This is a genomic window from Sphingomonas sp. Ant H11, from assembly GCF_000797515.1.
Taxonomy (GTDB): domain Bacteria; phylum Pseudomonadota; class Alphaproteobacteria; order Sphingomonadales; family Sphingomonadaceae; genus Sphingomonas.
Genome location: NZ_JSBN01000007.1, coordinates 47,439 through 72,381, shown reverse-complemented (window position 1 = coordinate 72,381; position 24,943 = coordinate 47,439). Strand labels below are relative to the sequence as shown.

Genomic DNA, 24,943 nt, shown 5'->3' with positions numbered 1-24,943 from the left:
TGGATCGGGCGATGCGGGGGCGAAGCGCGAGGCTCCGCCCCAGGCCAGGGTTACCGGAGTGCTACCTGGCGAGCCGAAGTGCTTGCGGTCTGCGCAACGGCCGCCGGTTTCTCCGCGAGGAGCTGCTCGATCCTGCTGGTGAAATCCTGCTGCAACTGCGTGTTATATGCACCGCTCGCGGGCGATGCGAAGCCCGAATGAACCGCCTTTACCTTGCCGTCGCGGCCGATGAAGACGGTCGCAGGCCAGGTGTCGAGATGCGCGAGCTGCGGCACCTTCTCCCACATCTGTGCGGGGGAACCGGCCTCGAGATAGGTATATTTCACGCCATATTGCTTCACGAAGGCTTTTTGTCGCTTGAGCGAGTCCTGCTGCTCAGGCTCCTCGAAATTAAGCGCGACGATCGCGAGGCCCTTGTCGCGATATTTCTTGTCGAGCTGGACGAGATATTGCGCCTCGTCATGGCAATTCGGGCACCAGGTGCCGGTGACGACCGCGACGACGACCTTGTTCTTGAAGCGCGGATCGTCCTGCGTGACGATCTTGCCGTCATTGTCCGGGAAGGCGAATTTGAAGGTCTCGTTCGCATTGGCAACGGTCGTGTGCGTGTTGAAGTCGTCGGGCTGGGGAAGGCCCTTTGCGACGGCGACATCCGACCGATAGGCGGTGTAGCGCGGCGTGGCGTCATAGCCACCTTCCGAATAGCCGCTTTCATTGCCACGCAGCGCTTTCGCCAGCGCCTCATAATGCGCAACGACGTTGAGCGTACCATCGGGATTGGCGGACACTTCGATCACACCGGGCCGGTGACCATCGAAATGGCTGAGCAGCCATTTGCCGTTGGCGAAGCGGCCGCTAAACGCGCCGGTATCGCCGTCGATGCGCAGAATCGACGCGGCAAGTTCGGCACCGCGCTGCTCGACGATGAAACGAAACGCCTTTTCGCCCTTCGACGACGGCGTATCGAGCGGGATCACCCAATTGCCCGCGACCGCAGGCACATTCGTGGCGGCAGCCACGGGCGCATCGACATGCCGCACCGCACGGAAGCCGTATTTGATGCCATAGCCCGGCCCCTGCAGCGTCGTCTCTCCAACGAGCTTCCCGCCATTGAGCGTCGCGCTGATCGTGGTGAGGTAATGCTCCGATTCGAGCACAAGCTTTCCGTCACGGAAGCTCGCGCTGGTCGTGGTCTCGTACGGCCGGAAGCCGTCGTAGAAGGTCCCACGCAGCGTCGGACCTGCACCCGATATATCCAACCGGAACGGGACCTCGGGTCCGTTGTCGGTCAGCACGGCATCCCACTGGCCTGCAATGGGGGCCGTATCGGCAGCATAGGCCCCCGACGCGACGACCGCTCCACTTGCGGCCGCCAGCGCGAGTACGATTTTCCTAAGAGACGTAGTCATACGGCACCCCTTTCTTGAAGCAGTGACTCAGATTACTTGGCGGCGAGCACCGTCGGTGCCCGTGTTTCGGCGGATGCGACGGTTGCGGGGGCCTCGGCCAGCAACTGCTCGATCCGGGTGGTGAATTCCTCGTTCAACTGGGTGTGATATTCGCCGCTTGCGGGCGACGCGAAGCCCGAATGGACCGCCCGCACTTTGCCGTCACGTCCGATGAAGACGGTCGCGGGCCAGGTGTCGAGATGCGCGAGCTGCGGCACCTTTTCCCACATCTGCGCCGGCGAACCGGCTTCGAGATAGGTATATTTGACGCCATATTGCTTCACGAACGCCTTTTGACGCTTCAGCGTTTCGAGCTGTTCAGGCTCCTCGAAGTTGAGCGCGACGATCGCCAGTCCCTTGTCGCGATACTTCTTGTCGAGCTTCACCAGATATTGTGCCTCGTCATGGCAGTTCGGGCACCAGGTGCCGGTGACGACCGCGACGATGACCTTGTTCTTGAAGCGCGGATCGTCCTGCGTGACGATCTTGCCGTCATTGTCCGGGAAGGCGAACTTGAAGGTCTCGTTCGGATTGGTGACGGTCGTGTGCGTAAGGAAGCTGTCGGGCTGCGCAAAGCCCTTCGCGCGCGCTACGTCCGGGCGATAGGCGACGAGCGTCTTGGCATAGCGGCCGTCGGGCGCGGTTTCGGCGGCATAGTCGTTGCCGGCGGGCTTCGCCACGGCGGTTGCCACGGCCTTGGCCCGGGCGATCTGCTGCTGGACGTCAAGCGTCCCATCGGCCTTCGGTGTCACGACGATCACGCCGGGACGGCTGCCGTCAAAGTGGCTGAGCACCCACTTTCCGTCCTTGAATGCGCCGGTATAGGCACCGGTGTCGCCGTCGATACGAAGGATCGAGGCGGCGAGTTCGTCACCGCGCTGCTGCACGACGAAGCGGAACGCCTTTTCCCCCTTGGACGACGGCGAAGCGAGCGGAATCTCCCAAATGCCCGCAACTTGCGGCACCGACGACACTGTGGTCGTCGGCGCGTCGACGTGGCGAACCGCGTGGAAGCTGTAGTCACTGCTGGTTTCGCGATTCTGGGCAACGACCGTTCCGTTGAGCTGTCCGCCCTCGAGCTTGGCGTTGATGGTGGTGAGATAGTGATCGACGTTCAAAACGAGATTGCCATTCTGGAATGTGGCGCTGGTCGTCCCGTCATAGGGTTTGAACCCGTCATAGAAGACGCCCTTGATCGCCGATCCGTCAGCCGCAATGTCGAGGCGGAACGGGATCTCGACGCCGTCGCGCGAAAGCGTGGCGTCCCAACGACCGACGACCGCGCCGTTGCCGGTATCGGCAGCTACGGCTGTCGCCGCGACGCTGGCAAGAAAGGTGGCCGCAAATGCTGTAGCCTTAAAAGTCTTCTTCATGGCACACTCCGATCGTTGGGCTGGAAATTGAATACGCTAGGTCAGGTCGCAGGTTTTCGTCCGGGCATCGCCCTCTGCGCCACGCGCAGACGGTTGGAGCTTGCGTAGGTCCGCCACTCGGTCGGCAAGCCTGGCTTGGTTTCAAGAAGAATGGAGAGAATTTCCCGGCGATCCTGCAGGGACAGGCGCGCGAAATCTTCGCCCTGCTCCTGCCCGGTCAGGACCTCGAACAGGCGATGATAGACATACCCCTTCGCCGGCTCCGGGATCGAGTCGAAGGCCGACGAATAGATCAGGTAGCTGCACGGGTAGCGGAAGATCCGATCGTGAAGATCGAAATCTCGCAGCGACCGGCCTTTGGAATCGCGCGCGCCCTGTGCCGCGAACTCGCGCGCGAAGGCCGACGACGCGATCACCTTGCGACGGTCGAGTCCGCCGAGCGGCGTTTCACCAGCGAAGAGCAGATACCGCACCAATTGTTCGGCGGGCCGCCGAATCTTGTCCTGGGTGGCAGCGGGTAAGCCATCGAGCGATGCAGCGGTGGCCGCTCCACCGTTCTGGGCGAGCGCATAGAGCGCGATCCGCGTCTGGTAGTTGGTCAGTGTGATCAGATTGTGCATTTGCGTCTGATGCGCGAGCACCAGCAGCGCGACCTGATCGCTGGTCCGGGTGAGATAGGCGGACGCATCGAACGGTTTTTCGAGTGGAGCGAGCCTGGGCAGCGGCTTGTCAGCGCCCGGGCTGACATCGGCAGGCCCCGCAACGGTTGCGGCATTGGCCATCGTTGCCGGAGCCAGCGCGCCGGTGACGTACCAGCCGCCCCATCGCTCTTTGAGCGGGCTCTTCTGATCGGTGATATATTGCGGCGCGCGCGGAGTGAGATTGCCGGTCTGCGAGGGATAGACCGAGCGTAGCAACACGCCAGGCACGCCGCGCGTGCCGGCCGCGATATGGCATTGCGTGCAATCGAGTTCGGCGCGTTTGAAAGTCGGCTTGTCCGATTTAACGTCGTCGAGCAGATAGAAAATCGCACCCTGCATCGGATCGAACGAGACCAACTCGATGGTCTTTCCCTGATGGACCGACCCGACATAGACGTCATCGTTATAGTAAAGCGCGCGAGGATGGTCGGCCGAGATCTTCGTGAATTGAAAACTTGTCTTCGAGAAGACCAGGGTTTGCGAGCTTACTGGTATCTTGAGCAACTTCAGAACCGATGGGAGGTAGCCGCGATCCTTGTCGTAGGAGAGTTTTGCGCTGCCCTGGTCCAACGCGCGTTGCGCCGCTGCGACAGGATCGTTGACCGGGTCGCGATACCGGATCGGAGCGTCGCTATAGGGAACATATCCTTGGTTCTGGACAGCGATTTGCGCGTTGGCCGGATCGACGAAAGACCGCGTCGCAATCGTGCCGCCCAAGGCCAGCACACTGAGGCCGAGCCCCCAGGAACCCACCACATTCAACGCCGGGCCCCGCGCCGAGCGCTTGCCGGACCGATCTGGGATCGACCGAGGCATGGTCAGGACTTCGCCGCGATGGTGATCGGCACCGTCACATGGACCGTTTTGGGCGGCAGGCAAATCCGGCCATCACAGGATTGGTAGCGGATACTGACCGGAACGACCTGTCGCCCGGGCGTCAGGCGCGAACGCAACCGCACCGGAACCGTCACGCTGAAACTGCGCGCATAGTATGGCGTCACGAAGCCGAAAGCTGGATCAAGCGCGACGATGGGCGCGCTGCCGCCGACTGGCCCCGCCGCTGTCGCGACCGCGTTTTGCTCGACGGATACCACGAGCGGCGTTGGACCAGTGGCTGACTGCTTCAACCCGTAAACGTGCCAGCCCTCCCGGATCGAGCCCCGAACGGTAAGAATTGCGCGGCTGGCAGCGCTGGGCGCTACGACGGGATCAAGGCTCCATGACACAGTCTCGCTTGCCGCGTTCGGTGGCACGCCCTCGGCCTGGGCGATCGCTGCCGCAGACAGTGCCAGCGAAACCAACCCCACCCGAGGCGACCACGCCCGCACCCGGCCAGAGCCTTGGCTCGCCTTTGAAAGAACCCGTTCCACTCCCTTCACGCAAACCGCCTCCAGCCAGATCAACAGCTGCTTCGGTGTCGCCGATATCCCGGGCCCGACCGATGCTGATCTGAGCAGGCTAGAAGACGCCTTCTCGCAATGCCTGATAGAAAAACTACTAACTCCTATTATTTTGATGGGATTTGAAATCGGGACCGGTGGATCTGGTCCATCCCGGACAATCCGGCCCTTCCCGACGCCAAGCTGCTATGCGGGCGCACGGTAGTCGGCTCGGAACAGCTGTTCGTTCAGGCACCCGTCGCGCGCGCGACCGTTAAAGCTTTAGACGAAGCCGTTCTGCAGCGGCTTGCGCCACGGGTCAGCCGACCTCAGTTGCGAACGATCGCAAAGCGTCCACCTCGTCGAAATTCTCTCGGTGAAAACTTTCCGCAAGCGGGCTGCAACTTCGAGCCCACTAAGCCGCTCTAACAGGCGACAGCCACTCCCGACGCCACGAATATCATGACACAGGCCCGAGATACGAAAGTGGTTCAGTTACCGTCGCCAGGACCAGCTTCTGAACGACCATGTTATCATCGAACCGCCAGACTTTGATTGTGTGACGACCGACTCCGAGTTCCCCGAGACCAGTGGAAAGCCGCACGACATTATTGCACACTGCGTCGGCCTAACGTTTCTTCGCCTCAGAATTTTGATCGCCGCCCGTTGCTTCGAGCGATGCACGCAAAATCTGGACCGGCCGATTGTCGATCGACACCCCGATCCGCGCGCCGTGATGCCCGGCGACGTCAAGGGTCGGCACCAGATACAGCGCTAAGGTCGCGGGCCCGGCCTGTTGCACCACGATATCATATTCCAGAAAGACGCTGTCCTCCGCGTCGGTAGCGGGGTGCCCCTGCGGGAGAGCAACCATCGCACCGTCGGTACGGCCGAGATGCGCGACCGGTGTCCAACGCAAGCCCTTTCCGTCGCGCACGCGGCTGAACGCCGTGGCTTCGATCGCAACGATTCCAGGCGGCGCGGGCGCGCGCGCGATGAATTTGGGGACCGGCTGTCGACGATCTTTCGGCGTATCGGCACCGACGCGGACGATGCTTGGCATGGTCTGCTGTGTCGGGTCGTTCCAGATGACGTAGTTCATGTGAACCTGCGCCATCATGCCGTTCCACTTGCCGCCGTTGATGCTGTGGTACCGCTGCACCAGTTCGCCGTCGCGATGGAACGCGGCTTCGACTTGATCGGCGAAGTGGTTGGCGCGCGAATCATTTTTAGATCCGAGCAGACGATTCCAAGCGGTGCCGTAATACATGCGGTAGAGGTTCGCCATTGCGGCGATCGGATATTCGATAAGCTGGTAATATGCGTCGCGTTGATCGGACTGCAACCGGTCTCGCACCGCCAGCATGCGCGCTTCCAGCGCGTCCCATTCTGCAACCATCGCGCCGAATTCGCCACCGTCGAGCCCCGCCGGGGTTGCCCCGCCCAACGGAAAGCTGGTCTGGTCGATCAGTTCGGGTTTGCGGCGGGCAGTATACTGGCTGTATGCTGTTATCATCTCGCCGATCGCGCCGGCCTGCTCCGGCCCGAACGTTGCGGTGGCCCATGCGCGCGGATAGGCGGCGAGCGCCTCGGGCGTCATCGCCTCCGGGTTCCACGCCTGCGCCAGAAAGAAAGCGAGCGGGTATTCCATCGGCTTGATATCGCCGACATTGGCGATCCAGATCGTGCGGACATCGTGCCGGTAGGCAAGGTCCATCTGCTGCCAGACCTTTTCGATCTGATTGGTGTTGATCCATTTGTAATTGCGCGGGCCGCCGACATAATCGAAGTGATAATAGATGCCATAGCCGCCCGACCGCGGCGGCGCGGCTGGATCGGGCAGTCGACGGAGCTGGCCCCAATTGTCGTCGGAGAACAGCAGCGTCACGTCGTCCGGCACCTTCATGCCGTGGTCGTAATAGTCCTGCACTTCCTTGTAGAGCGCCCAGACCTGCGGTGTCGCGCTGGCTGGTTTGCCGGTAACCTCGGCGATGATCCGGCGCTGGTCGGCGACGACCTGTTCCAACAGCCCGGTCGCGGTGCCCTCGGCCATCGCCTCGTCGCCATCGCCGCGCATGCCGACGGTGACCACGGACTCATAGGCCTTGCCGCCCCCTTTCGACGTCATGCGTTCGATACCACCGCGCCAGAAGGCGCGCAGATGATCGCCGTTCTTGGTATAATCCCAGGGTCCGCCGGTGATGCCCTGGTCCTGGTGGCGGTGCCACTCCGCTTGCGCCCGCAGCATCGGCTCATGGTGCGAATTGCCCATGACCACGCCCATCGCATCGGCCAGGACCATGCTCGCGGGGTCGTCGTCCGCGAACGCCTTGCCCCACATTGCGGGCCACAGATAATTGCCCTTCATGCGCAACAGCAACTCGAACACGTGCGCATACATGGCCGCGTTCACGCCACCGAATGTCCTGATCGCCCAGCCGGACAGGCACGGGTCCTCGTCATTGATGAAGAAGCCGCGATATTTGACCTTGGGCTGATCGCGGCGACTGCCCGCGGGGATAAGGATCTCGCGCTGGCGGCGCACCGGTACATCGGCGAACCAATGCCATGGCGACACGCCGATCCGCGCGGAGAGATCGTAGGTGCCGAACACCGCGCCACGCCGGTCCGCGCCGACGATCACCAGCGCGCGCGCCACGCCGGGCATCGGGTCATCGACGACGATCTGGCGGAAGGCTTCCCACTCGCCGCGTAGATCGGCCGCTTCGATGCGGCCGGCGCGAATGAGTTGGTCGATCACTGGGCTCTGGCCGATAACGCCGATGATCACGACAGGCCCGCGAACATCCACGATCCGACCTTCGATCAGCGCCGCGCGGCTCCCGCTCACGCGCCCGAGATCGTCCGCAAAGCTGGCGGCGACACGCCGGACCGCGCTGTCGGCATCAGCATCCACGTAGACCGTCGCAGGCTTTGAATCGGCAATCAGGCGGAATGCAGTAAGCGGGTCCGGGGCCGCATCCGCCATGGGCGCTGCGAACGATGGCACCGCAAGCGCACCGAGTGCCGCCCCCCACCCTGCGCTAGCCAGCAATGTGCGGCGGGACAGCGCCGGAAGTGAATAGCCGCTCATCTTGCTCTCCGAATTTCGTCCGACGCCGCCGAGAGGCATGCCCCGCCGCTCCGCCTCATTGCACCTGTCCAACCACGATCGATCTCGCCGACAGATCGAAGGCGAGCCGCCCGCCATCCTGCGCGCCACTGAAGCGCACCGGATGCACGGCATCGGAGGCATCGAAACTGTTGTCGCCGTCCACGCCGCGCGCGGCCGAGGCGTCGACCATTGCCATGTGGTACGGCCCGCGCCGATGCCAGGCGTCTTCCCCGAACTCCGGCACCTGCCCCTTGGCCCCGTCGCGCATCGCATGATCGCAGGGCCGCGCCCGCGATCCGCATGGCACCGCGATGTCGAAGCAGGGCCTGCGGCGGTCGATCTGGAGCGCAGCAGCGAGCGGAGAGCCCATCAGGCTGCCCGCAAGCGCACTGGGGCCAGGTGGGACAGAGATTGGCCCAGCCCGCGCCCATATGGGCTCATCGGAAAAGCGCGATCGGGACCGCCTGCCCCATCCGCGCATAGCCTGCCGGGGATGGGTGCAGACCATCGCCCGAATCGAACGCCGGCGCGAGACGCTCGGGACGCGACGGATCGCGCATGACCGCATCGAAATCGACCACCGCGTCGAACACCCCGGCGCTGCGGATCCAGCGGTTGATCGCGACGCGGTCTGCCTCGCCGGGTGCGCCGGGATGATAATAAGCCGATCCGCCGAACGGCAGGATCGTCGCGCCGATCACCTTGATCCCGCGATCGTGCGCGCGTGCGACGATTTGGCGATAGCCTTGCTCGAGATCGGCGACGAGTGCTGCATGCTCGGCCTCCGGGACGGGATGGTCGCGCGTCAGCACGCCGAGATCGTTGACCCCCTCGAGTACGATCAGATAGCGCACGCCCGGCTGCGCCAGAACATCGCGGTCGAGCCGCGCGAGCGCGTTGGGCCCGAGCCCGTCGCGCAACACGCGATTGCCGCCGATGCCCTGATTTACGATCGACAGGCCCGCGCCCACTGGCAGGCGCGCGGCGAGCACGTCGGTCCAGCGATCGTCACCGTCAGTCGTGGCACCACGCCCGTCGGTGATCGAATCGCCGAGCGCGACGATCGTGCCACCACATCCGGCGACATCGACGCCCGATATGAAATACCAATGCTCGACACGTTCGCCGGTGAGCTCCGCATCCGCGGCGTGGTTGCCGGCGGCGACGTAGCTGCTCGTGCGCGAACCGGGGTGGCCGGTCACGCCGCTCGGTGCCTGCGGCAGATGGAGGCTGATCGAAAGCGTCGTGCGATCTGGCACCGGGAACGGGATCGGATCCGACACATATTCGGCACCGGCGGGGATCGTCACCTGCGCAAGCCCGCCAAACGACAGCGTGTGATCGCTGCCGGCACGGACACGCGCCGAACCGCTCGCCTCGGCCAGGGCGAGATGCACCGAGTCGATCGTCAGCGGGGCCGTGCCGACAAGGTTGGAGAGGTGGATCCGCAGCCGCGCGCCGCCGCCCGACAGGCGCACCGTCTGGCGCAGCGTCGCGTCGCGCAATTTCGTGGCAATCCCGGTATCTGCCTGATCCGGGTCCTTTTGCGACGACGCCCAACTCGCGCTCCATTGTGTCGCACAGCGCGGGCCAGGCGCTGCGCTGGCCAGCGCAGGGGTGGAGAGAGCGAGCATCGCGGCCACAGAACGGACGATCATTGGCTAGTCTCCCGATGGAATAACGGCGCGACGCATCACGCGATCTGCTCGGGCGACACCGGCGCGTAGCGCGGAACGAGCACATGGATCACGCCGAGCGCGACCAGATAGGCGCAGGATGCGACGAGGAAAATCGGCTGGTAGCTGCCGAGCGTAGCGAGAATCGTCCCCGCGAACTTCGCCATGATCATCCCGCCAAATGCACCCGTCAGCCCGCCGAGCCCGATCACCGATCCAGCACGCCCGCGCGGGAACAGGTCGCCCGGCAGCGCATAGACATTGGCCGAAAAGCCTGATGCGCCGCGCAGGCGAGACCGATCAGCAGTACTGCGGTCCACAGATTGGCGCGTGCGCGGCAAAGGCGATCGGCAGCGCGAACAGGGCACAGGCGAACATCGCGGTCTTGCGCGCGCGGCCCGTGGCCCAGCCGCGCGACAGCAGCCGCGACGACAGCCAGCCGCCGCCAATCGAACCGACATCCGCAAGCAGATACACCGCGACCAATGGCGGCCCGAAGTCGAGCATCTTCACATGGTATTGCCGGTTGAAGAAATCGGGCAGCCAGAACAGGAAAGTCCACCACACGGGATCGATCAGGAAGCGCCCGAGCATATAGGCCCAGGTCTGGCGCAGCCCGAGCAGCTTGCGCCACGCGATCGGCCGCGCCCGCTCGGCCGGCTCGCGTTCGATCCAGGCGAGTTCCTCCGCCGAGACGGAGGCATGGTCGCGCGGACGGCGATAGAAGCCAAGCCAGGCGATCAGCCACAGGATCGTCAGCGCGCCCGTGGCAATGAACGCCATCCGCCAGCCAAAGGTCACCGCGATCACCGGCACGACCAGCGGGGTAACGATCGCACCGACGTTCGACCCGGCGTTGAAGATGCCGATCGCCAGTGCGCGCTCGGATTTGGGGAACCATTCGCCCGTCGCGGCGAGGGCTGCGGGAAACGCGCCCGCCTCGCCGATCGCGAGCGGCACCCGCGCGAATGCCATGCCGAGCGTACTGGTGAACAGCACGTGCGCGACGTGGCCGATCGTCCATAAGGTCACCGCCAGCGCATAGCCGATCCGCGCGCCGACGCGGTCGACCAGGCGACCGAACAGCACATAAGCGAGGCCGTAAGCGCCCTGGAACCAGATTGCGAGATTGGCATACCCTTGCTCGCTCCAGCCATATTGTGCCTGCAAGCTAGGTTTCAGCACCGGCAGGACGAGACGATCGACGTAGCTGAGCACGACCGCGGCGAACAGCAGGCCGCAAATTACCCAGCGGACGTTACCGCGCGGTCGTGCGAGGCCGCTCACCAATTGTACATCGTGCCGTCTTCGAGACGGTTCACCGGGAGATAGGCGCGCTTATACGGGTATTGCGCGGCGAGCACTTCGTCGAGCTCGACGCCAAGGCCGGGTTTCTCGCCCGGATGCATCATCCCGCGCTCGAAGCTATAGGCATGCGGGAACACCGCATCGGTCTCGGCGGTGTGTCGCATATATTCCTGTACGCCGAAATTGGGCACCGACAGATCGAAATGGAGCGCCGCCGCCATGCACACTGGCGACAGATCGGTCGCGCCGTGGCAGCCGGTGCGGATCTGGTAAAGATCTGCCAGCGCCGCGATCCGACGCAGATGCGTGATGCCGCCGGCATGGACGACGGTCGCGCGGATATAGTCGATCAGCTGGTTCTCGATCAGATGCTTGGCGTCCCAGATCGAGTTGAAGATCTCCCCCACTGCAAGCGGCGTAGTGGTGTGCTGGCGGATCAGGCGGAACGCGTCCTGATTCTCGGCAGGCGTCGCATCCTCGAGCCAGAACGGGCGATACGGCTCGAGATCTTTGCCCAGCCGCCCCGCCTCGATCGGCGTCAGCCGGTGGTGGATGTCGTGCAGCAGATGCACGTCCCAGCCGAGCGCCGCGCGCGCCGCCTTGAACAGCTCGGGCACGACGCGCAGATATTTCTCGGTCGACCACAGATTCTCGGTCGGCAGATCGGCATCGGCAGGTTCGTAGAACATCTTGTCCTTCGACACGCCGTAAGTGGAGGGCAGCCCCGGCACGCCGCATTGCAGCCGGATCGCCTTATACCCCTGCCGCTGATAATCGCGTGCGACCTCGACTGTCTCATCGATCGAGACGCCATTGGCATGGCCATAGACCATCACGCCATCCCGGCTCGCACCACCGAGCAATTGGTAGAGCGGGAGCCCGGCGATCTTGCCCTTGATGTCCCACAAGGCGGTGTCGACCGCCGCGATCGCGCTCATCGTCACCGGGCCGCGCCGCCAATAGGCACCCTTGTAGAGATATTGCCAAATGTCCTCGATCCGATGCGCATCGCGCCCGATCAGCAAGGGAATGACATGGTCGGTCAAATAGCTCGCGACCGAAAGCTCGCGCCCGTTGAGCGTGGCGTCGCCAAGACCGTAAACGCCGTTCTCGGTCTCGATCTTGAGCGTCACAAAATTGCGGCCAGGGCAAGTGACGATCACCTTGGCATCGATAATCTGGGGCATGGGGTCTTTCCGAGCGGGTGGGGAGGAATAAGGTATGGCAGCGATCAGGTCGGCATGACCTTCGCCGCGCCGATCATGCGATCGCAGCAGGGGCGTGTCGCGCGAGGACTGGCGTGTCCGGTCATGGCATCCTTCCTGTCGGTCGCTTCGACGAAGCGATGGACGCTCTGCGGCGGCCTCTTTACGATAGCGCTACCATGATAGCCTAAGCGCCACCTTGTCAATGATGTCTGTCAGGCAGGTTTAGCGGAACCCCACACCCCCGCGCCGCCCGGACGAGAGACTATGCCAGGCCGAATCTCTGCCGCCGCGCCGTGAGACTCGCGTCCAACTCGGCAATCTCTTGGACCTCGGTCGCCTGGATCAGAGCGGCGAGCACCTTGTCGAGATGCGCCCGCATCGCCCCGCGCGCCAAATCCGGGTCGCGTGCCGCGAGCGCCTCAAAGATTGCAAAATGTTCGTCGATTCGCGGCCCGACCCCGGCGCGATGCGCCTTTTGAGACATCGCTTTCTCCTGCGGCGAACGCAGCCGGGCCTGCCACAGCGCCTCGACCGCGCCGGAAATCGCACTGTTGCGAGTGGCTCTGGCGATGCTGATGTGAAACTGGTGATCGAACGTCTCGGCTTTTTCAACATCTTCGCCCGCAGCCACCAGATTATCGAAAAGCGTTTTGAGTTCCTTGATGTCATGCGCATCGACGCGCGTGGCGGCGATCGCGCAGGCCTCGCCCTCGATAGCGCGGCGCGCCTCCAGAAGCTCGAACGGCCCCACCCCGATCGCCGAGAATTTGCCGCCGCGCGGGGTCTTCGCAGAAACGTACACCCCCGACCCCATCCGGATGTCGACGAGCCCATCCACCTCCAGCGCGATCAACGCTTCGCGAATCGTCGGCCGCGATACGTTGAACGCCTCCGAGAGCTCGCGCTCCGAGGGAAGACGTGTGCCCATCGGATAATGGTCAGCAAGAATTTGCCCGCCAATCTGCCGAGCGATGTCCGCGTAGAGACGTACGGTCTTCAATTTCCCCATCGTCCTTCCGGTTGCCCTGCGGCGCATCATATCCCCGCAACACGAGCGGTGAGCACCCTCCGCGCAGCATGCCGCAGCAATGCCCGCAGCGCAATTATCTGATCGATTGGCCTTACAGCTTGTCTTTTTTGTGTTTGACAGACACTGCCTGTCAGGCCAAATGGTAGCGCAATCATAGCGCTGGAAAACGTGGCGCGTGCATAATTAGGAAGGGGATCTGACATGAGCTTTCTCACCGGTGCCGCACGCCTGACACGGGGCGCGCTTCTTGGGGCAACCATTCTTTCAGGCCTTTGCGCCCAGGACGCGTTCGCGCAGTCCACAGCTGTTCCGCCACGCTCTGGCGAGCAGGCTTCCCCGCCTGCAGCCGTGCAATCGAGCGCTTCGCCGCAAGAAACCTTGCCCGATACAGCACCCACCGACGACATCGTAGTGACCGGCTATCGCAACAGCCTGGCGCTCTCGACGAATGCCAAGCGTGCGTCGACCGGCTTTACCGATGCGATCTTCGCCGAGGACATTGGCAAGTTCCCCGACACCAACATCGCCGAATCGTTCAATCGCATTTCCGGCGTGACGATCACGCGCGACATTACGGGCGAAGGCACCAATGTCGCCATCCGCGGGCTTGGTTCCAATTTCACCAACGTGACGTTGAACGGCGCGCCGATCGCGGTTGCGTCCTCGGGTGCGACCGACGCTCAGGGTACCGATCGCTCGGTCGACCTCAGCTTTTTCCCAACCGATCTCTTCACCAAGCTGACGGTCAACAAAAGCTATACCGCCGATCTGCTCGAAGGCGGTGCCGCAGGCAATGTCGATCTGCGTTCCGCCCGGCCGTTCGACCGCGCCAAAAATTACCTGGCGTACAATGTGCAAGGGTCGCAGCAAGGCGATGCCAACCGGATCGGCGTGCGCGGCTCGCTGATCAGCAGCTGGCACAACGACACGATCGGCATCCTCGCCGGTTTGTCCGGCCAGCGCTCATTCACCGATACACGCGGCTTTGAGACGATCGGCTATACCAATCCGGCGCTGACCGCCGCGCAGTGCGGCGCAGCGACCGGTTGCAACAGCACCGGCGGCGGCAACTGGACGATTCCCTCGGTCGTGCCGACAGGCGCGGGCGGCGGTCTGGTGGCGGGGACTGTCATCGACCAGGCCTTCCTCCTGGCGCACAATCCCGGTGCCACCATCCAGCAGATCGATAACGCGTTGCTACCGCGATTGGGGCGGACTTCCGACGAGCGCGGAACGCGCGACCGTGTCAACGCGATCGTCAGCGTGGAATGGCGCCCGAGCGACACGCTCCATTTCTATGTCGATAGCCTGTATGGCTATAAGCATAACAATCTGATCCGCGAGGATATGGCGTGGATCGTGCGCAATAGCGCCATCATTCCGCTCAACATGACGTTCGACAAGGCCGATTGCAGCGCAGGCTGCTCGGTCACCGGCGGCACCTTTGCCAACGCCCAGTTCTTCGACGAATTCCGCCCCTATATCGAGACGACCAAGCTGTTCAGCGTCAATCCGGGCGGCGAATGGGAAATCTCGGACACGCTCAAGCTGACGGCGCAGGGCAATTACTCGCGTTCGACCTTCCACCGCGAAAGCCCGACGGTCGGCGCGACCACCCCGCTTGGCGTGGGCACGACGGTCACCTACGCCAACACCGATAACGGCCCGGTGATCACGCCGAACATCGATCTCAACAATCCGGCGAACTTCGGCTGGAACGCCGGCTCCCGCGTCAACATCCAGGACGAGCGGCGCATCAACAAGACCAAGGGCGCGCGCGCCGATCTGACCTGGGGCGGCCCCAAGCTGAACCTCAAGGTCGGCGGTGATTATGACGACGTCTCCCGCCTGATCCAGGGCTTCGACAACAGCCAGGCGTGGCAGAATGCGGTCTGCGGCAACAATCCCAGCATCTTTGTGGGGTCGCCCAACAGCCAGCCGCCATGCGCAGGGATCAATTCGCCCGGCGCGGCTCCTGCAGGCTACCCGACCTATCCCGGCTACGGCACCGGCGCGACCGCCGGGCAGACCGGCACCGTCAGCTATGGCGGCTCGCTCGTCCCCAACAGCGCGTTTCCAAGCTATCTGATCCCGGGGCCGGCCGGCTTCGTCACGGTCGACTTCCCGAAATTCGCCAATGCGACCAATTATCAGCAGTTCCACGATAACGAGCCCGCCTCGGGCGGGGCGAACACCGGCGCAAGCGGCGGCTATATTCGCGAGGTCGTCAAGTCGGCCTTCGCCACGCTGAACGGATCGCAGGAGCTTGGCGGCAACACGCTGCGCTTCAATGCAGGCCTGCGCTTCGTCGACACGATCCAGACGATCACGGGGACGGTGTCGCTGCCGGATCCGCGCAACACGCTCGCCGGCGGTGCCTCGCTGCCCGATGGCAGCCGGTATCCGAACATCTCGACGAGCGTGACTACGCGCAACGAATATCGCAACTGGCTGCCCGCCGCGACCTTCGCTTACGACATTGGCGCGCATGCCGTCGTCCGTGTCGCCGGGTCGCGCACCATGACCCGGCCCGATCCCTCGGCGCAGCTGCCCGGCGTCAACTTCGGCGCACCCTCGGCCGACCAGGCAACGATCGGCAATCCCGCGCTCAAACCCTATCTGTCGACCAATCTCGACCTCGGCTTCGAATATTATACCGGTCGTGAAGGGGTGATCAGCGTCAACGCCTTCCGCAAGTCGATCACCGGCTTCACCACCACCAATATCACGACGGTGCCGTTCAGCTTCCTGGCGCAATATGGCATCACCTACGACACGCTGAACCCGACGCAGCAAATCGCGCTCAATTCGCGCGGCGGCCCGACCCAGGCGCAGGTCCAACTTACGTCGCAGACCAACGTGCCCGACAAATTGACGATCAACGGCCTCGAATTCCAGTGGGTCCAGCCGCTCGACTTCCTGACCAAGCACATCGGCGTGACCGGCTTCGGCTTCAACGCCAACGCGACGATCGTCGACCAGACGAGCAAGGGCGCCGCGATCGCTTATGGCGTCGCTCCCTTCACCTACAATATCACCGGCTATTACGAGAAGCATGGCGTGATGTTGCGCGTCTCGACGACGTCCCGCCGTGGTTCGCAAAGCAGCGGTGCCGCGCAGAACGGCATTCCGGCTGCGGCGTTGTTCAACAATGACTATACGTCGTACGATTTCTCGTCGGCATTCGATCTCGACAAGATCTTCGGCATCAAAAATCTGCCGCAACTAACGGTAAACGTCGCGAACTTCACCGATGCGACGTTGAAATCCTATTTCCAGTTCAGCAACGACACCTTCACCCAGTATAAGCCGGGTCGACAGGTTCTGGTCGGGTTGCGCGGTACTTTCTAATCCCCCCTCGGGACCCTTAGCGGGAGCGGCGCGGCCGCTCCCGCCATTTTTTCGCAGGCGGGCTGGCGCTTTTAGTCGATCTGCGCCTCGATACCCGCCAGCCTGGACAACCGGGCAAAGCGGTTGGGGCAACCAGCGGATGTGAAACGGCTAGGTATGGGTGCGTTTTGTTGGCAGCACCCGCACCGGACGGTGTCACACTTTACCCGTGATCGACCTGATGACGCCGTTTGCCAACTTTACCTTGTTGCCATCGCATCCCCGCGAACTTGCAGCAGTACCACATCGTTGGCAGGAACCGTGAAGGTCGAGACCTGCGGGTCGAGCGCAACCCCCGTCCAGACGTCGCGCATCGCCGTGAACGACCCCAACCCGATATCGGCCGGGCGTAGCGTCAGGGTAACGGGCGCATCGGCACGATTGAACAATGCAATCGCATATGCCCCACCTGCCAGCGGCTTGAGCCAGATTTCCGAGCCGCCATCCTTGCGCACCGCCTTGCCCTGCACACCCCTGACATCCTGATCGATGGCGATCACACCGCGGTTTTCAAGCAGGCGTTTCGCCGCCTCGCTCGTCGTACGGACATCGTGGCCCATCATCAGTGGGGCGGCCGACATCGCCCATAGGGTCATATGCGTGCGATAGGCGCTTTCGGACATGCCGCCATTGCCGATTTCGAGCATGTCGGGGTCGTTCCACCCGCCCGGACCGGCGTCGCCTGGATCGCCATTCTTCTCGAATCCAATCCGCGCCATCGTCGCATAATCGTCGGTGATGTCACCCGTCGTGCGCCACAGATGACCGCCCACCGCCCTGCCCCAACTGCCGACGTGGAACCGGCCATATTCGCACAAGGAATAGACGATCGGCCGCCCGGTCGCGCGGAGCGCAACGCCCATTTCGTAATAGCTGCGCTGAACGGTGTCGGCATCGGCGTAGAAATATTCGCCGGAGCACAGATCGTATTTGAGATAGTCGACGCCCCAGCCTGCGAAGGTGTTCGCGTCCTGCCGGACATGACCGTAGCTCCCTTCATAGCCGGCGCAGGTGCGTGGCCCGGGCGAGGAATAGAGGCCAAGCTTCAGCCCGCGCGCGTGAACATAGTCGGCGAGCGCCTTCATGTCAGGAAATTTGGCGTTGGGCCGGATCTGCCCGTCGGGCCCGCGCCCGCCTTGCCAGCCATCGTCGATATTGACGTAGGTGTAGCCCGCATCGCGCAATCCGGTCGAGACCATCGCATCGGCGATCGCGCGGATCGTGGTGTCGTCGATCTTGTCGGCGAACTTGTTCCAGCTGCTCCACCCCATTGGCGGGGTCAAAGCGAGGCCGTCGGGCGCAAGCGTACCGAGCGCCGGCAGCGTGGTTTCGTGGAACGTCAGCGCGGTGCGTTCGGCAGCGGTGGCGCGGTGCCCGGTCAGAGCGACCGTCGACTCCCAGATGCCACCGTCGAGCAGCACGCTCTGCCCGCGAACGCGCGCGCGCCAATGACGGATGGGCACACCCGGCGTGTTGAGATTGCGCATGTCGAAACTGAGCAGCGTCGGCGTCACGACGATCTGCTGCATCGTCATTCGGCCATACCAGTCCGACGTCACCCAGCCCGACACGCTCCCGTCGGCGGCGCGGTGCAGCTCGAGCATGCGGATGCCGGGGTTGGCCGGTGCGCCGGGGAACACGAACGCGATGTCATAGGCCCCCTGCGCCGGGGTGAAGCTGAGCGGGTGCGCGACGGCTGGCGATCCGGCGAGCAGCATTCCCAGCCACGCTACCGCACCCGCGACCATGTGCCGCCATGGTCGCACGCTCAAAGCGCCGCGACCGATGCCGCGCGCGCCGTCACGTCGCTATGCTGTCGGCTGTAGGCGAAGTAGATGACCAGGCCGATCACGTTCCAGCCCGCGAAACGCACCAACGTCATCGGTGGCAGGCTGACCATCAGATACAGGCAGCCGATGATCGTCAGCGTGCCGACCACATAGGGGGCGGGTGCGCGGAACAACCGCTTGGCATCGGGCGCGGTGCGGCGCAGCACCATCAGGCACGCGCCAACGGAAATAAAGGCGAGCAAGGTCCCAGCATTGGCGAGTTCGGCGATCTCGTCGAGCCGGAATATCCCCGCGACCAGCGCGATCGTCACGCCGGTCAACACGGTGATCAGCGTCGGCGCGCCGGTACGCTGCGAGACTTTCGCGAGGCGACGCGGCAGCAAGCCATCGCGCGCCATCACGAAGAAGACGCGGCTTTGACCGTACATCATCACCAAGATAACCGAGGGCAACGCGATGATCGCGGCCAATGCGATGAGATGCGCCGCGAGCGGCTGCCCGAGATTGCGCAGCACCAAAGCGAGCGGCTCGGGCGAATTGGCGAGCGCGGTGAACGGCAGCGCACCGACCGCAGCGATCGCCACCGCCATATAGATGATCGTGCACAATACCATCGACCCGATGATGCCGATCTTGAGATCGCGCGCGGGGTTCTTGGTCTCCTCGGCCGAGGTCGCGACCGCATCGAAGCCGTAGAACGCGAAGAATACGATCGCCGCCGCCGCCATCACGCCATGCTTGCCGTCGCTGCCGAAGCCATAGGGCATGAACGGATGCAAGTTGGCGGTGTGGAAATTGGGCGCGGCAAAGGCGACGAAGACGCCGAGCGCCACTAGCTTGATTACCACCAGGATGATGTTGAGCGTCGCGCTTTCGCGCGTTCCCGCGATCAACATGCCCATCACGGCGAGTGCCACCGCGACCGCTGGCAAATTGACGATGCCGCCGCCATGCAGCCCGACCAGCAGCGCGTGCGGCAGATGCACGCCTGCGGACTCGATCCAACCGACCAGATAGCCCGACCAGCCCACCGCCACGGTCGAGCAGGCGAGCGAATATTCGAGGATCAAGCTCCAGCCGACGATCCAGGCGATGCCTTCGCCGAGCGCGGCGTAACTGAACGTATAGGCGCTGCCCGCCGCAGGGATCATCGTTGCGAGCTCGGCATAGGCCAAGGCGGCACATCCGCATACGAGCCCGCAGATGACGAAGGCGAGGATCACCGCCGGGCCGGCGCGTTCGGCCCCGACGCCGACCAGAGTGTAGATACCCGTGCCAACGATCGCGCCGACCCCCAGCGCGATCAGATGCGGCCAACTTAACGTTTTGGCGAGGCGCGCGTTCTTGGGGTGACTCGTAACGCTGTCGAGCGGCTTACGTGGTCCGAACATGACCTCTCCTGGAATGATGAATCAGGTCGCGGCGGCTGCCGCAAACTCAATGCGCAGATCGTCGAGCGTGGCGGCGATATGCTCGCTCAGCATCGACTCGATAGTGGTTTCGTCGCGCGCCAGCCAGGCATCAAGCAGCCCGCGATGCTCGACATGTGCGCGTTCGTCGCGGCCGGCCGGTGCCAGATGCGCGATGACATACCGCTCGGCGAGGATCGTGAGACGTTCGACCACCTGGGTGGTCAGGATACGATCCCCCGGGCGGACGAGGGCTGTGTGGAAGTCGCGATTGCGGATCGCCACCTCGGCGAGATTTCCTTCCGCAGCTTGATCGAGCCGCTCGAAGCTTTCGATCGCCGCCCGGCGGTCGGCTTCGGTGGCGACGCGCGCGGCACGCGCCGCCGCAACCGGCTCGACCGCAAGCCGCAGCTCGAAGATTTCCTCGGCTTGGGCGCTCGACATCGGCTGGACGAAATAGCCGCGATTGGCCTGGCTGGTCAGCAGCCCTTCCTGCTCGAGCCGCGCCAGCGCCTCGCGCAGCGGGATCTTGCTGACCCCCAACTCGGCCGCCAGCGCATCCTGGCGGATCGGCAAATCGTGCGGCAACTGCCCAGTGACGATTTGCTCGCGGACGATCTCGAATACGCGTTCCGATAAAGTGCGAACGACGATGCTCATGCGGGCGTGCTCCGGAGAAACGGCGGGTTTGCTCATTTAACCTGGAAACCTTCCCAGAAGTGATCGGCACGATCAATCCAGATCGTATTAAATCCGGTGGCGATCGCCGATCCTTCGATCGACGGGATAATCGCCGGCAGATCGCCAAGCATGGTATCCGCTTCAACGCGACCGATGAAGCGGCTGCCGATATAGCTTTCGTGTACGAAGCGGTCCCCCACCTTCAGCCGCCCTGTCGCAGCCAGGTGTGCCAGCCGCGCCGAGGTGCCCGTGCCGCACGGCGATCGATCGATCGCCTTGTCCCCATAGAAGACCGCGTTGCGACCGTCGGCGTCGTTGGCGAGCGGCGCGTCGGCCCACAAGATGTGGCTGACGCCGCGGATCGTCGGGTCGAGCGGATGGACGGGCTCGTATTGCGCGCGCACCGCTTCGCGAATGCGCCCGCTCAGCTCGACCAGCCGCGCCGCGCCGAGCGCATCAAGCCCGGTATAGGCCCCCTGCGGCTCGATGATCGCGTAGAAATTGCCGCCATAAGCGACGTCGATCGTCAGTGGGCCGATCCCCTCGACATCGACCGCGATGCCGCGCTGCGCGACATAGGCAGGGACGTTGGTGATGGTCACCGCCGTCACCTTATCGCCGTCGGTCGTGTAGCGCACGTCGATCACCCCGGCCGGCACCTCGATCCGCAATTCGCCAGGGGTCGCGGGCTGGATCAGCCCATGTTCGAGCCCGAACGTGACCATGCCGATGGTGCCATGCCCACACATCGGCAAGCACCCCGATGTCTCGATGAACAGGATCCCGATATCGGCATCGGCCGTGGTCGGCGGATAGAGGAAACCGCCCGACATCATGTCGTGCCCGCGCGGCTCGAAGCACAGCCCCGTGCGGATCCAGTCGAACCGCGACAGGAAATCCTGCCGCCGCGCCGACATGCTGTCGCCTTTCAGGAGCGGCGCGCCACCCGCCACCAGACGAACCGGGTTTCCGGCGGTGTGGCCGTCTATGCAGAAGAAAGTGTGGCGCACGCTCTACCTTCAGGCCGCCTTGGCCACTTCGATCGTCGGACGCGTCGCCGCAGCCTTTTCGACCATCGCAATCACCTTTGCGCGGCGTTCGCCGATCAGCGGCAAGCGCGGCGGGAGCACGCGTTCCGACCCGCGCCCCATCACTTCTTCGGCCAGCTTGATCGATTGCACAAGATCATGCTCGGCATCGAGATGCAGCAGCGGCATGAACCAGCGATAGATTTCGAGCGCCTTGGCGTGATCGCCGCGCTCGAACGCGCGCACCAGTTCGACCGATTCCTGCGGGAACGCGTTGGTGAGGCCGGACACCCAGCCCTGCGCGCCGAGATAGAGCCCTTCCAGGGCGACGTCGTCCAGCCCGGCGAACAAGACATAGCGGTCGCCGAAATGGTTGCGGAAATCGGTGAAGCGGCGGGTGTCGGGCGCCGATTCCTTTACGCAGACGATGTTGGGCGTATCGACCAGCTCGGTCAGCACCGCCTTGTCGATCACGGTGCGATAGGCCGGCGGGTTGTTGTAGAGCATGATCGGCAGCGCGGTGTTGTTCGCGACGCCCTTGAAGTGCGCGACGAGCTCATGTGGTTGCGGCACATAGACCATCGGCGGCAGCAGCATGAGGCCGTCGGCACCGATCTTCTCCGCCGCCTGCGCATAACGCACCGCGCGGCGCGTATCATATTCGGAAACGCCAGTGAGCACGGGCACGCGGCCGGCCACGACTTCGACGATCGCCGAGAGCACCGAGACCTTCTCATCATATTCGAGCGAGTTGTTTTCACCGACCGTGCCAAGCGCGATCACACCGGTGACGCCGTCGCGGATCAGGTCGTCGACAACGCGCTGCGTGTCGGCCAGGTCGATTGACAGATCCGCGCGCAACTGCGTCGTTACAGCGGGGAAAACACCCCTCCAACCGATTGCCATTTTCCGTGATCCGTCCTTTTGTTTGATCTGGAATACGGTATACGAAGTGAAATGCTGCAGGGCAACAGGAGAAAGTCAAAAGTGAAAATCGCGGTGATCGGCGGCGGCGTGGTCGGCCTCAGCTGCGCGCTACGGCTCGCGCGGGCGGGGCATGCAGTGGTTGTGGTCGAACGCTCGACACGCCGTGATGCCGCATCCTGGGGCAATGCCGGGCATATCGCAACCGAGCAAACTGCCCCGCTTGCCTCGATCGCGACGTTGCGCTCGGCGGGGGACCGTCTGTTCGCACGCGGTGGAGCACTCGATCTGCCGCTCGCCGCGATCGGGGAGTGGCTCCCGTTCGCTTTGCGCATGGTCGCCGCCGCCCGACCGACACGCTTCGCCGCGGGCAAACGTGCGCTCGCGGGATTGCTCGCGGACGCCCTGCCCGCCTGGCGACGCCTGGTGACGGCGATCGAGGCACCCGATCTGCTGCGCGAAGCCGGTCACCTGGTCGTTTGGGAAAGCGCCGCGACCGCAGCTTCAGGACGCGCGGCGTGGGCGCAAGCGGATACCGGCACCGCGCGCTTTGCCGCGGCAACACCTGCGCAAATCGCGGCGTTCGAAAGCGCGACGACGGCGTCGCTTGCCGGTGCCATCCAGTTCTGCGGTACCGGCCAGATCACCGATCTCGCCAGGCTCGCCGCCATGCTGAGCGAAGCGTTTTGCGCGGCGGGTGGCACGATCGTCGAGCAGGAGGCGACGTTGGTGCGCGAGGGCGGACACGCGACGATCCCCGGCCTGGACGCCGACTGCGTGCTCGTTACCGCAGGCGTGCGCTCGGCACCGCTCGTCGCGGCGATCGGGCATCGCGCGCCGATCATCGCCGAGCGCGGCTATCACATTCGCGGAACCGCTGCCGGCTGGCCACAGGACCTCCCGCCGGTCGTGTTCGAGGATCGCTCGATGATCGTCACGCGCTTTGGCGAGCAAGTGCAGGCGGCAAGCTTTGTCGAGCTCGGCACTGTCGACGGCCCGCCCGACCCGCGCAAATGGGAGCGGCTCGAACAGCATGTTGGCGACCTCGGCCTTGCCATTGGCGGACCCTTCACGCGCTGGATGGGCAGCCGTCCGACCCTGCCCGATTATCTCCCGGCGATCGGCCGGTCGCGCCGCGCCGACAATCTTTTCTACGCGTTCGGGCACCAGCATCTCGGGCTCACGCTTGCCCCGGTGACGGCGGAAATCGTCGCCGGGATGATCACCGGGCACCCGGATCCTATCGACATGGCCCCGTTCGACCTCGAACGGTTTGGCGGCAAGGGAGGCAGACGATGATCGGCGGATCCACGGCGGACGAACAACTGGCGAACCTCGGTCGATGGCAGATACCCGCCACGCCGATCGCACCGGCGGAGCGACGCGACCGGCTCGACCGCGCCCGCGCCCTGACCGAAGCCTCCGGCGCGACCGCGTTGCTGGTCAATGCCGGGGCGAGCCTGCGCTATTTCACGGGCCTGCCATGGTCCCCGACCGAGCGGCTGGTCGCATTGCTCTTACCGCTGACCGGTACACCGCGATTGATCTGTCCGGCGTTCGAACTGGGCTCGCTCGAAGCGGGCCTGGCCGTCGCTGCCGAGCCTTTGCTGTGGGAGGAAGACGAAGACCCTAGCGCGCTAGTCGCAGACGCGCTGCCGCGCGGTACGACGCTTGCGGTCGATCCGCTGTTGCCGTTCCATTATGGCGAGCGTCTGCGCCAGCATGGTCTAACGCTGATCGACGGTGCCGCCGCGATCGACGGCTGTCGCATGATCAAGTCCGCCGCCGAACTCGCGCTGATGCAGCAAGCCAAAGCGATGACGCTCGAAGTCCAGCGGCGCGCCGCGCGCATCCTCAGGCCCGGCATCGCAGCAAGCGAGGTGATCCGCTTCATCGACGCCGCACACCGCGCGCTTGGCGCGGCAGGCTCGACCTTCTGCGCCGTCCAGTTCGGGCGTGCGACCGCGTTCCCGCACGGTCTGCCTGGCGATCAGCAACTCGAAGACGACAGTCTCGTCTTGATCGACACCGGCTGCACAGTCGATGGCTATCACAGCGACATCACCCGAACCTACGCCTTCGGGCAGGTCGAAGACGATGTACGCGCACTCTGGTCGCTGGAGCAGGAAGCACAGGCCGCTGCCTTCGCCGCGGTCGAGCCCGGCGTGCCGTGCGAAGCGATCGACGCCGCAGCACGCGCGGTGCTGGAACGCGCGGGGCTCGGGCCCGACTATCGCTTGCCCGGCCTCCCGCACCGCACCGGGCACGGCATCGGCCTGTCGATTCATGAGCCCGCCTATCTGGTCCGCGGCGACCGTACCCCGCTGGCACCGGGCATGTGTTTTTCGAACGAGCCGATGATCGTCGTGCCCGATCGCTTCGGCATTCGGCTCGAGGATCATTTCCATGTGACCGCGACCGGCGCGCAGTGGTTCACCCAACCCCAACCATCGCTCGACCGTCCCTTCGTCGATTGAACGCGC

At 64.1% G+C, this 24,943-nt stretch carries 16 protein-coding genes and 2 pseudogenes; 3 read left to right on the top strand and 15 right to left on the bottom strand.

Annotated elements, in window-relative coordinates; translation table 11 throughout:
- Nucleotides 1-50 precede the first annotated feature (50 nt).
- The 10 genes and pseudogenes from NW75_RS02065 to NW75_RS02020 all read right to left on the bottom strand — a co-directional run bounded on the left by NW75_RS02065 (nt 51) and on the right by NW75_RS02020 (nt 13,217).
- Entirely contained in the window at nt 51-1,409 is a 1,359-nt protein-coding gene (locus NW75_RS02065; protein WP_081988588.1) for a peroxiredoxin family protein, read from the bottom strand.
- 32 nt (nt 1,410-1,441) lie between these two features.
- Nucleotides 1,442-2,821: a peroxiredoxin family protein gene (locus tag NW75_RS02060; protein ID WP_033963422.1), complete on the bottom strand. Its 1,380-nt coding sequence runs from the start codon at nt 2,819-2,821 to the stop codon at nt 1,442-1,444.
- 41 nt (nt 2,822-2,862) lie between these two features.
- Nucleotides 2,863-4,278: a hypothetical protein gene (locus tag NW75_RS02055; RefSeq protein ID WP_137902385.1), complete on the bottom strand. Its 1,416-nt coding sequence runs from the start codon at nt 4,276-4,278 to the stop codon at nt 2,863-2,865.
- Nucleotides 4,279-4,340: 62 nt separating this feature from the next.
- Nucleotides 4,341-4,850, bottom strand: a complete 510-nt coding sequence (locus tag NW75_RS23400) for a protein-disulfide reductase DsbD domain-containing protein (protein WP_197057683.1) — start codon at nt 4,848-4,850, stop codon at nt 4,341-4,343.
- Between the two features lie 511 nt (nt 4,851-5,361).
- Nucleotides 5,362-7,569 (bottom strand): annotated as a pseudogene (locus NW75_RS02045) (glycosyl hydrolase 115 family protein).
- 481 nt (nt 7,570-8,050) lie between these two features.
- On the bottom strand, nt 8,051-8,386 hold the full coding sequence (locus NW75_RS02040) for a hypothetical protein (protein ID WP_033963419.1): 336 nt from the start codon (nt 8,384-8,386) through the stop codon (nt 8,051-8,053).
- Between the two features lie 67 nt (nt 8,387-8,453).
- Nucleotides 8,454-9,674 (bottom strand): SGNH/GDSL hydrolase family protein, encoded by a 1,221-nt coding sequence (locus NW75_RS02035; RefSeq protein WP_033963418.1) that lies wholly within the window; start codon nt 9,672-9,674, stop codon nt 8,454-8,456.
- Nucleotides 9,675-9,709: 35 nt separating this feature from the next.
- Nucleotides 9,710-10,979 (bottom strand): annotated as a pseudogene (locus NW75_RS02030) (MFS transporter).
- Nucleotides 10,976-12,187 (bottom strand): D-mannonate dehydratase ManD, encoded by a 1,212-nt coding sequence (manD, locus tag NW75_RS02025; RefSeq protein WP_033963416.1) that lies wholly within the window; start codon nt 12,185-12,187, stop codon nt 10,976-10,978. Before manD ends, NW75_RS02030 begins: the two are co-directional and overlap by 4 nt.
- 283 nt (nt 12,188-12,470) lie before the next feature.
- Nucleotides 12,471-13,217 carry a FadR/GntR family transcriptional regulator gene (locus tag NW75_RS02020; RefSeq protein ID WP_231564885.1) on the bottom strand — a complete coding sequence of 249 codons (747 nt, stop codon included), beginning with the start codon at nt 13,215-13,217 and terminating at the stop codon, nt 12,471-12,473.
- Between the two features lie 222 nt (nt 13,218-13,439).
- Here NW75_RS02020 and NW75_RS02015 point away from each other — a divergent pair, with 222 nt between their 5' ends.
- Nucleotides 13,440-16,589 (top strand): TonB-dependent receptor, encoded by a 3,150-nt coding sequence (locus NW75_RS02015; protein WP_033963414.1) that lies wholly within the window; start codon nt 13,440-13,442, stop codon nt 16,587-16,589.
- A gap of 239 nt (nt 16,590-16,828) precedes the next feature.
- Here the strand turns inward: NW75_RS02015 and NW75_RS02010 are convergent, their stop codons facing one another.
- From NW75_RS02010 to NW75_RS01990, 5 genes are read right to left on the bottom strand one after another with little or no spacing between them, the layout of a single operon-like run.
- A complete protein-coding gene (locus NW75_RS02010) occupies nt 16,829-18,394 on the bottom strand; it encodes a glycoside hydrolase family 27 protein (RefSeq protein WP_231564895.1) in 1,566 nt (521 codons plus the stop codon).
- Between the two features lie 2 nt (nt 18,395-18,396).
- Nucleotides 18,397-19,809, bottom strand: coding sequence for an amino acid permease (locus tag NW75_RS02005; RefSeq protein ID WP_033963411.1), 1,413 nt, complete (start codon nt 19,807-19,809; stop codon nt 18,397-18,399).
- Nucleotides 19,810-19,830: 21 nt separating this feature from the next.
- Entirely contained in the window at nt 19,831-20,487 is a 657-nt protein-coding gene (locus NW75_RS02000; RefSeq protein WP_033963409.1) for a GntR family transcriptional regulator, read from the bottom strand.
- A 32-nt stretch (nt 20,488-20,519) separates the two neighbouring features.
- The gene (locus NW75_RS01995) at nt 20,520-21,518 is read right to left on the bottom strand and encodes a 4-hydroxyproline epimerase (protein ID WP_033963408.1); all 999 of its coding nucleotides are present in this window, start codon (nt 21,516-21,518) and stop codon (nt 20,520-20,522) included.
- 9 nt (nt 21,519-21,527) lie between these two features.
- Nucleotides 21,528-22,442, bottom strand: a complete 915-nt coding sequence (locus NW75_RS01990) for a dihydrodipicolinate synthase family protein (RefSeq protein WP_033963407.1) — start codon at nt 22,440-22,442, stop codon at nt 21,528-21,530.
- Nucleotides 22,443-22,523: 81 nt separating this feature from the next.
- Here NW75_RS01990 and NW75_RS01985 point away from each other — a divergent pair, with 81 nt between their 5' ends.
- Both NW75_RS01985 and NW75_RS01980 read left to right on the top strand, forming a co-directional pair.
- Nucleotides 22,524-23,759, top strand: coding sequence for an NAD(P)/FAD-dependent oxidoreductase (locus NW75_RS01985; protein ID WP_033963472.1), 1,236 nt, complete (start codon nt 22,524-22,526; stop codon nt 23,757-23,759).
- The gene (locus tag NW75_RS01980; protein ID WP_033963400.1) at nt 23,756-24,937 is read left to right on the top strand and encodes a M24 family metallopeptidase; all 1,182 of its coding nucleotides are present in this window, start codon (nt 23,756-23,758) and stop codon (nt 24,935-24,937) included. The genes NW75_RS01985 and NW75_RS01980 overlap by 4 nt, the downstream gene beginning before the upstream one ends.
- Nucleotides 24,938-24,943: the final 6 nt, after the last annotated feature.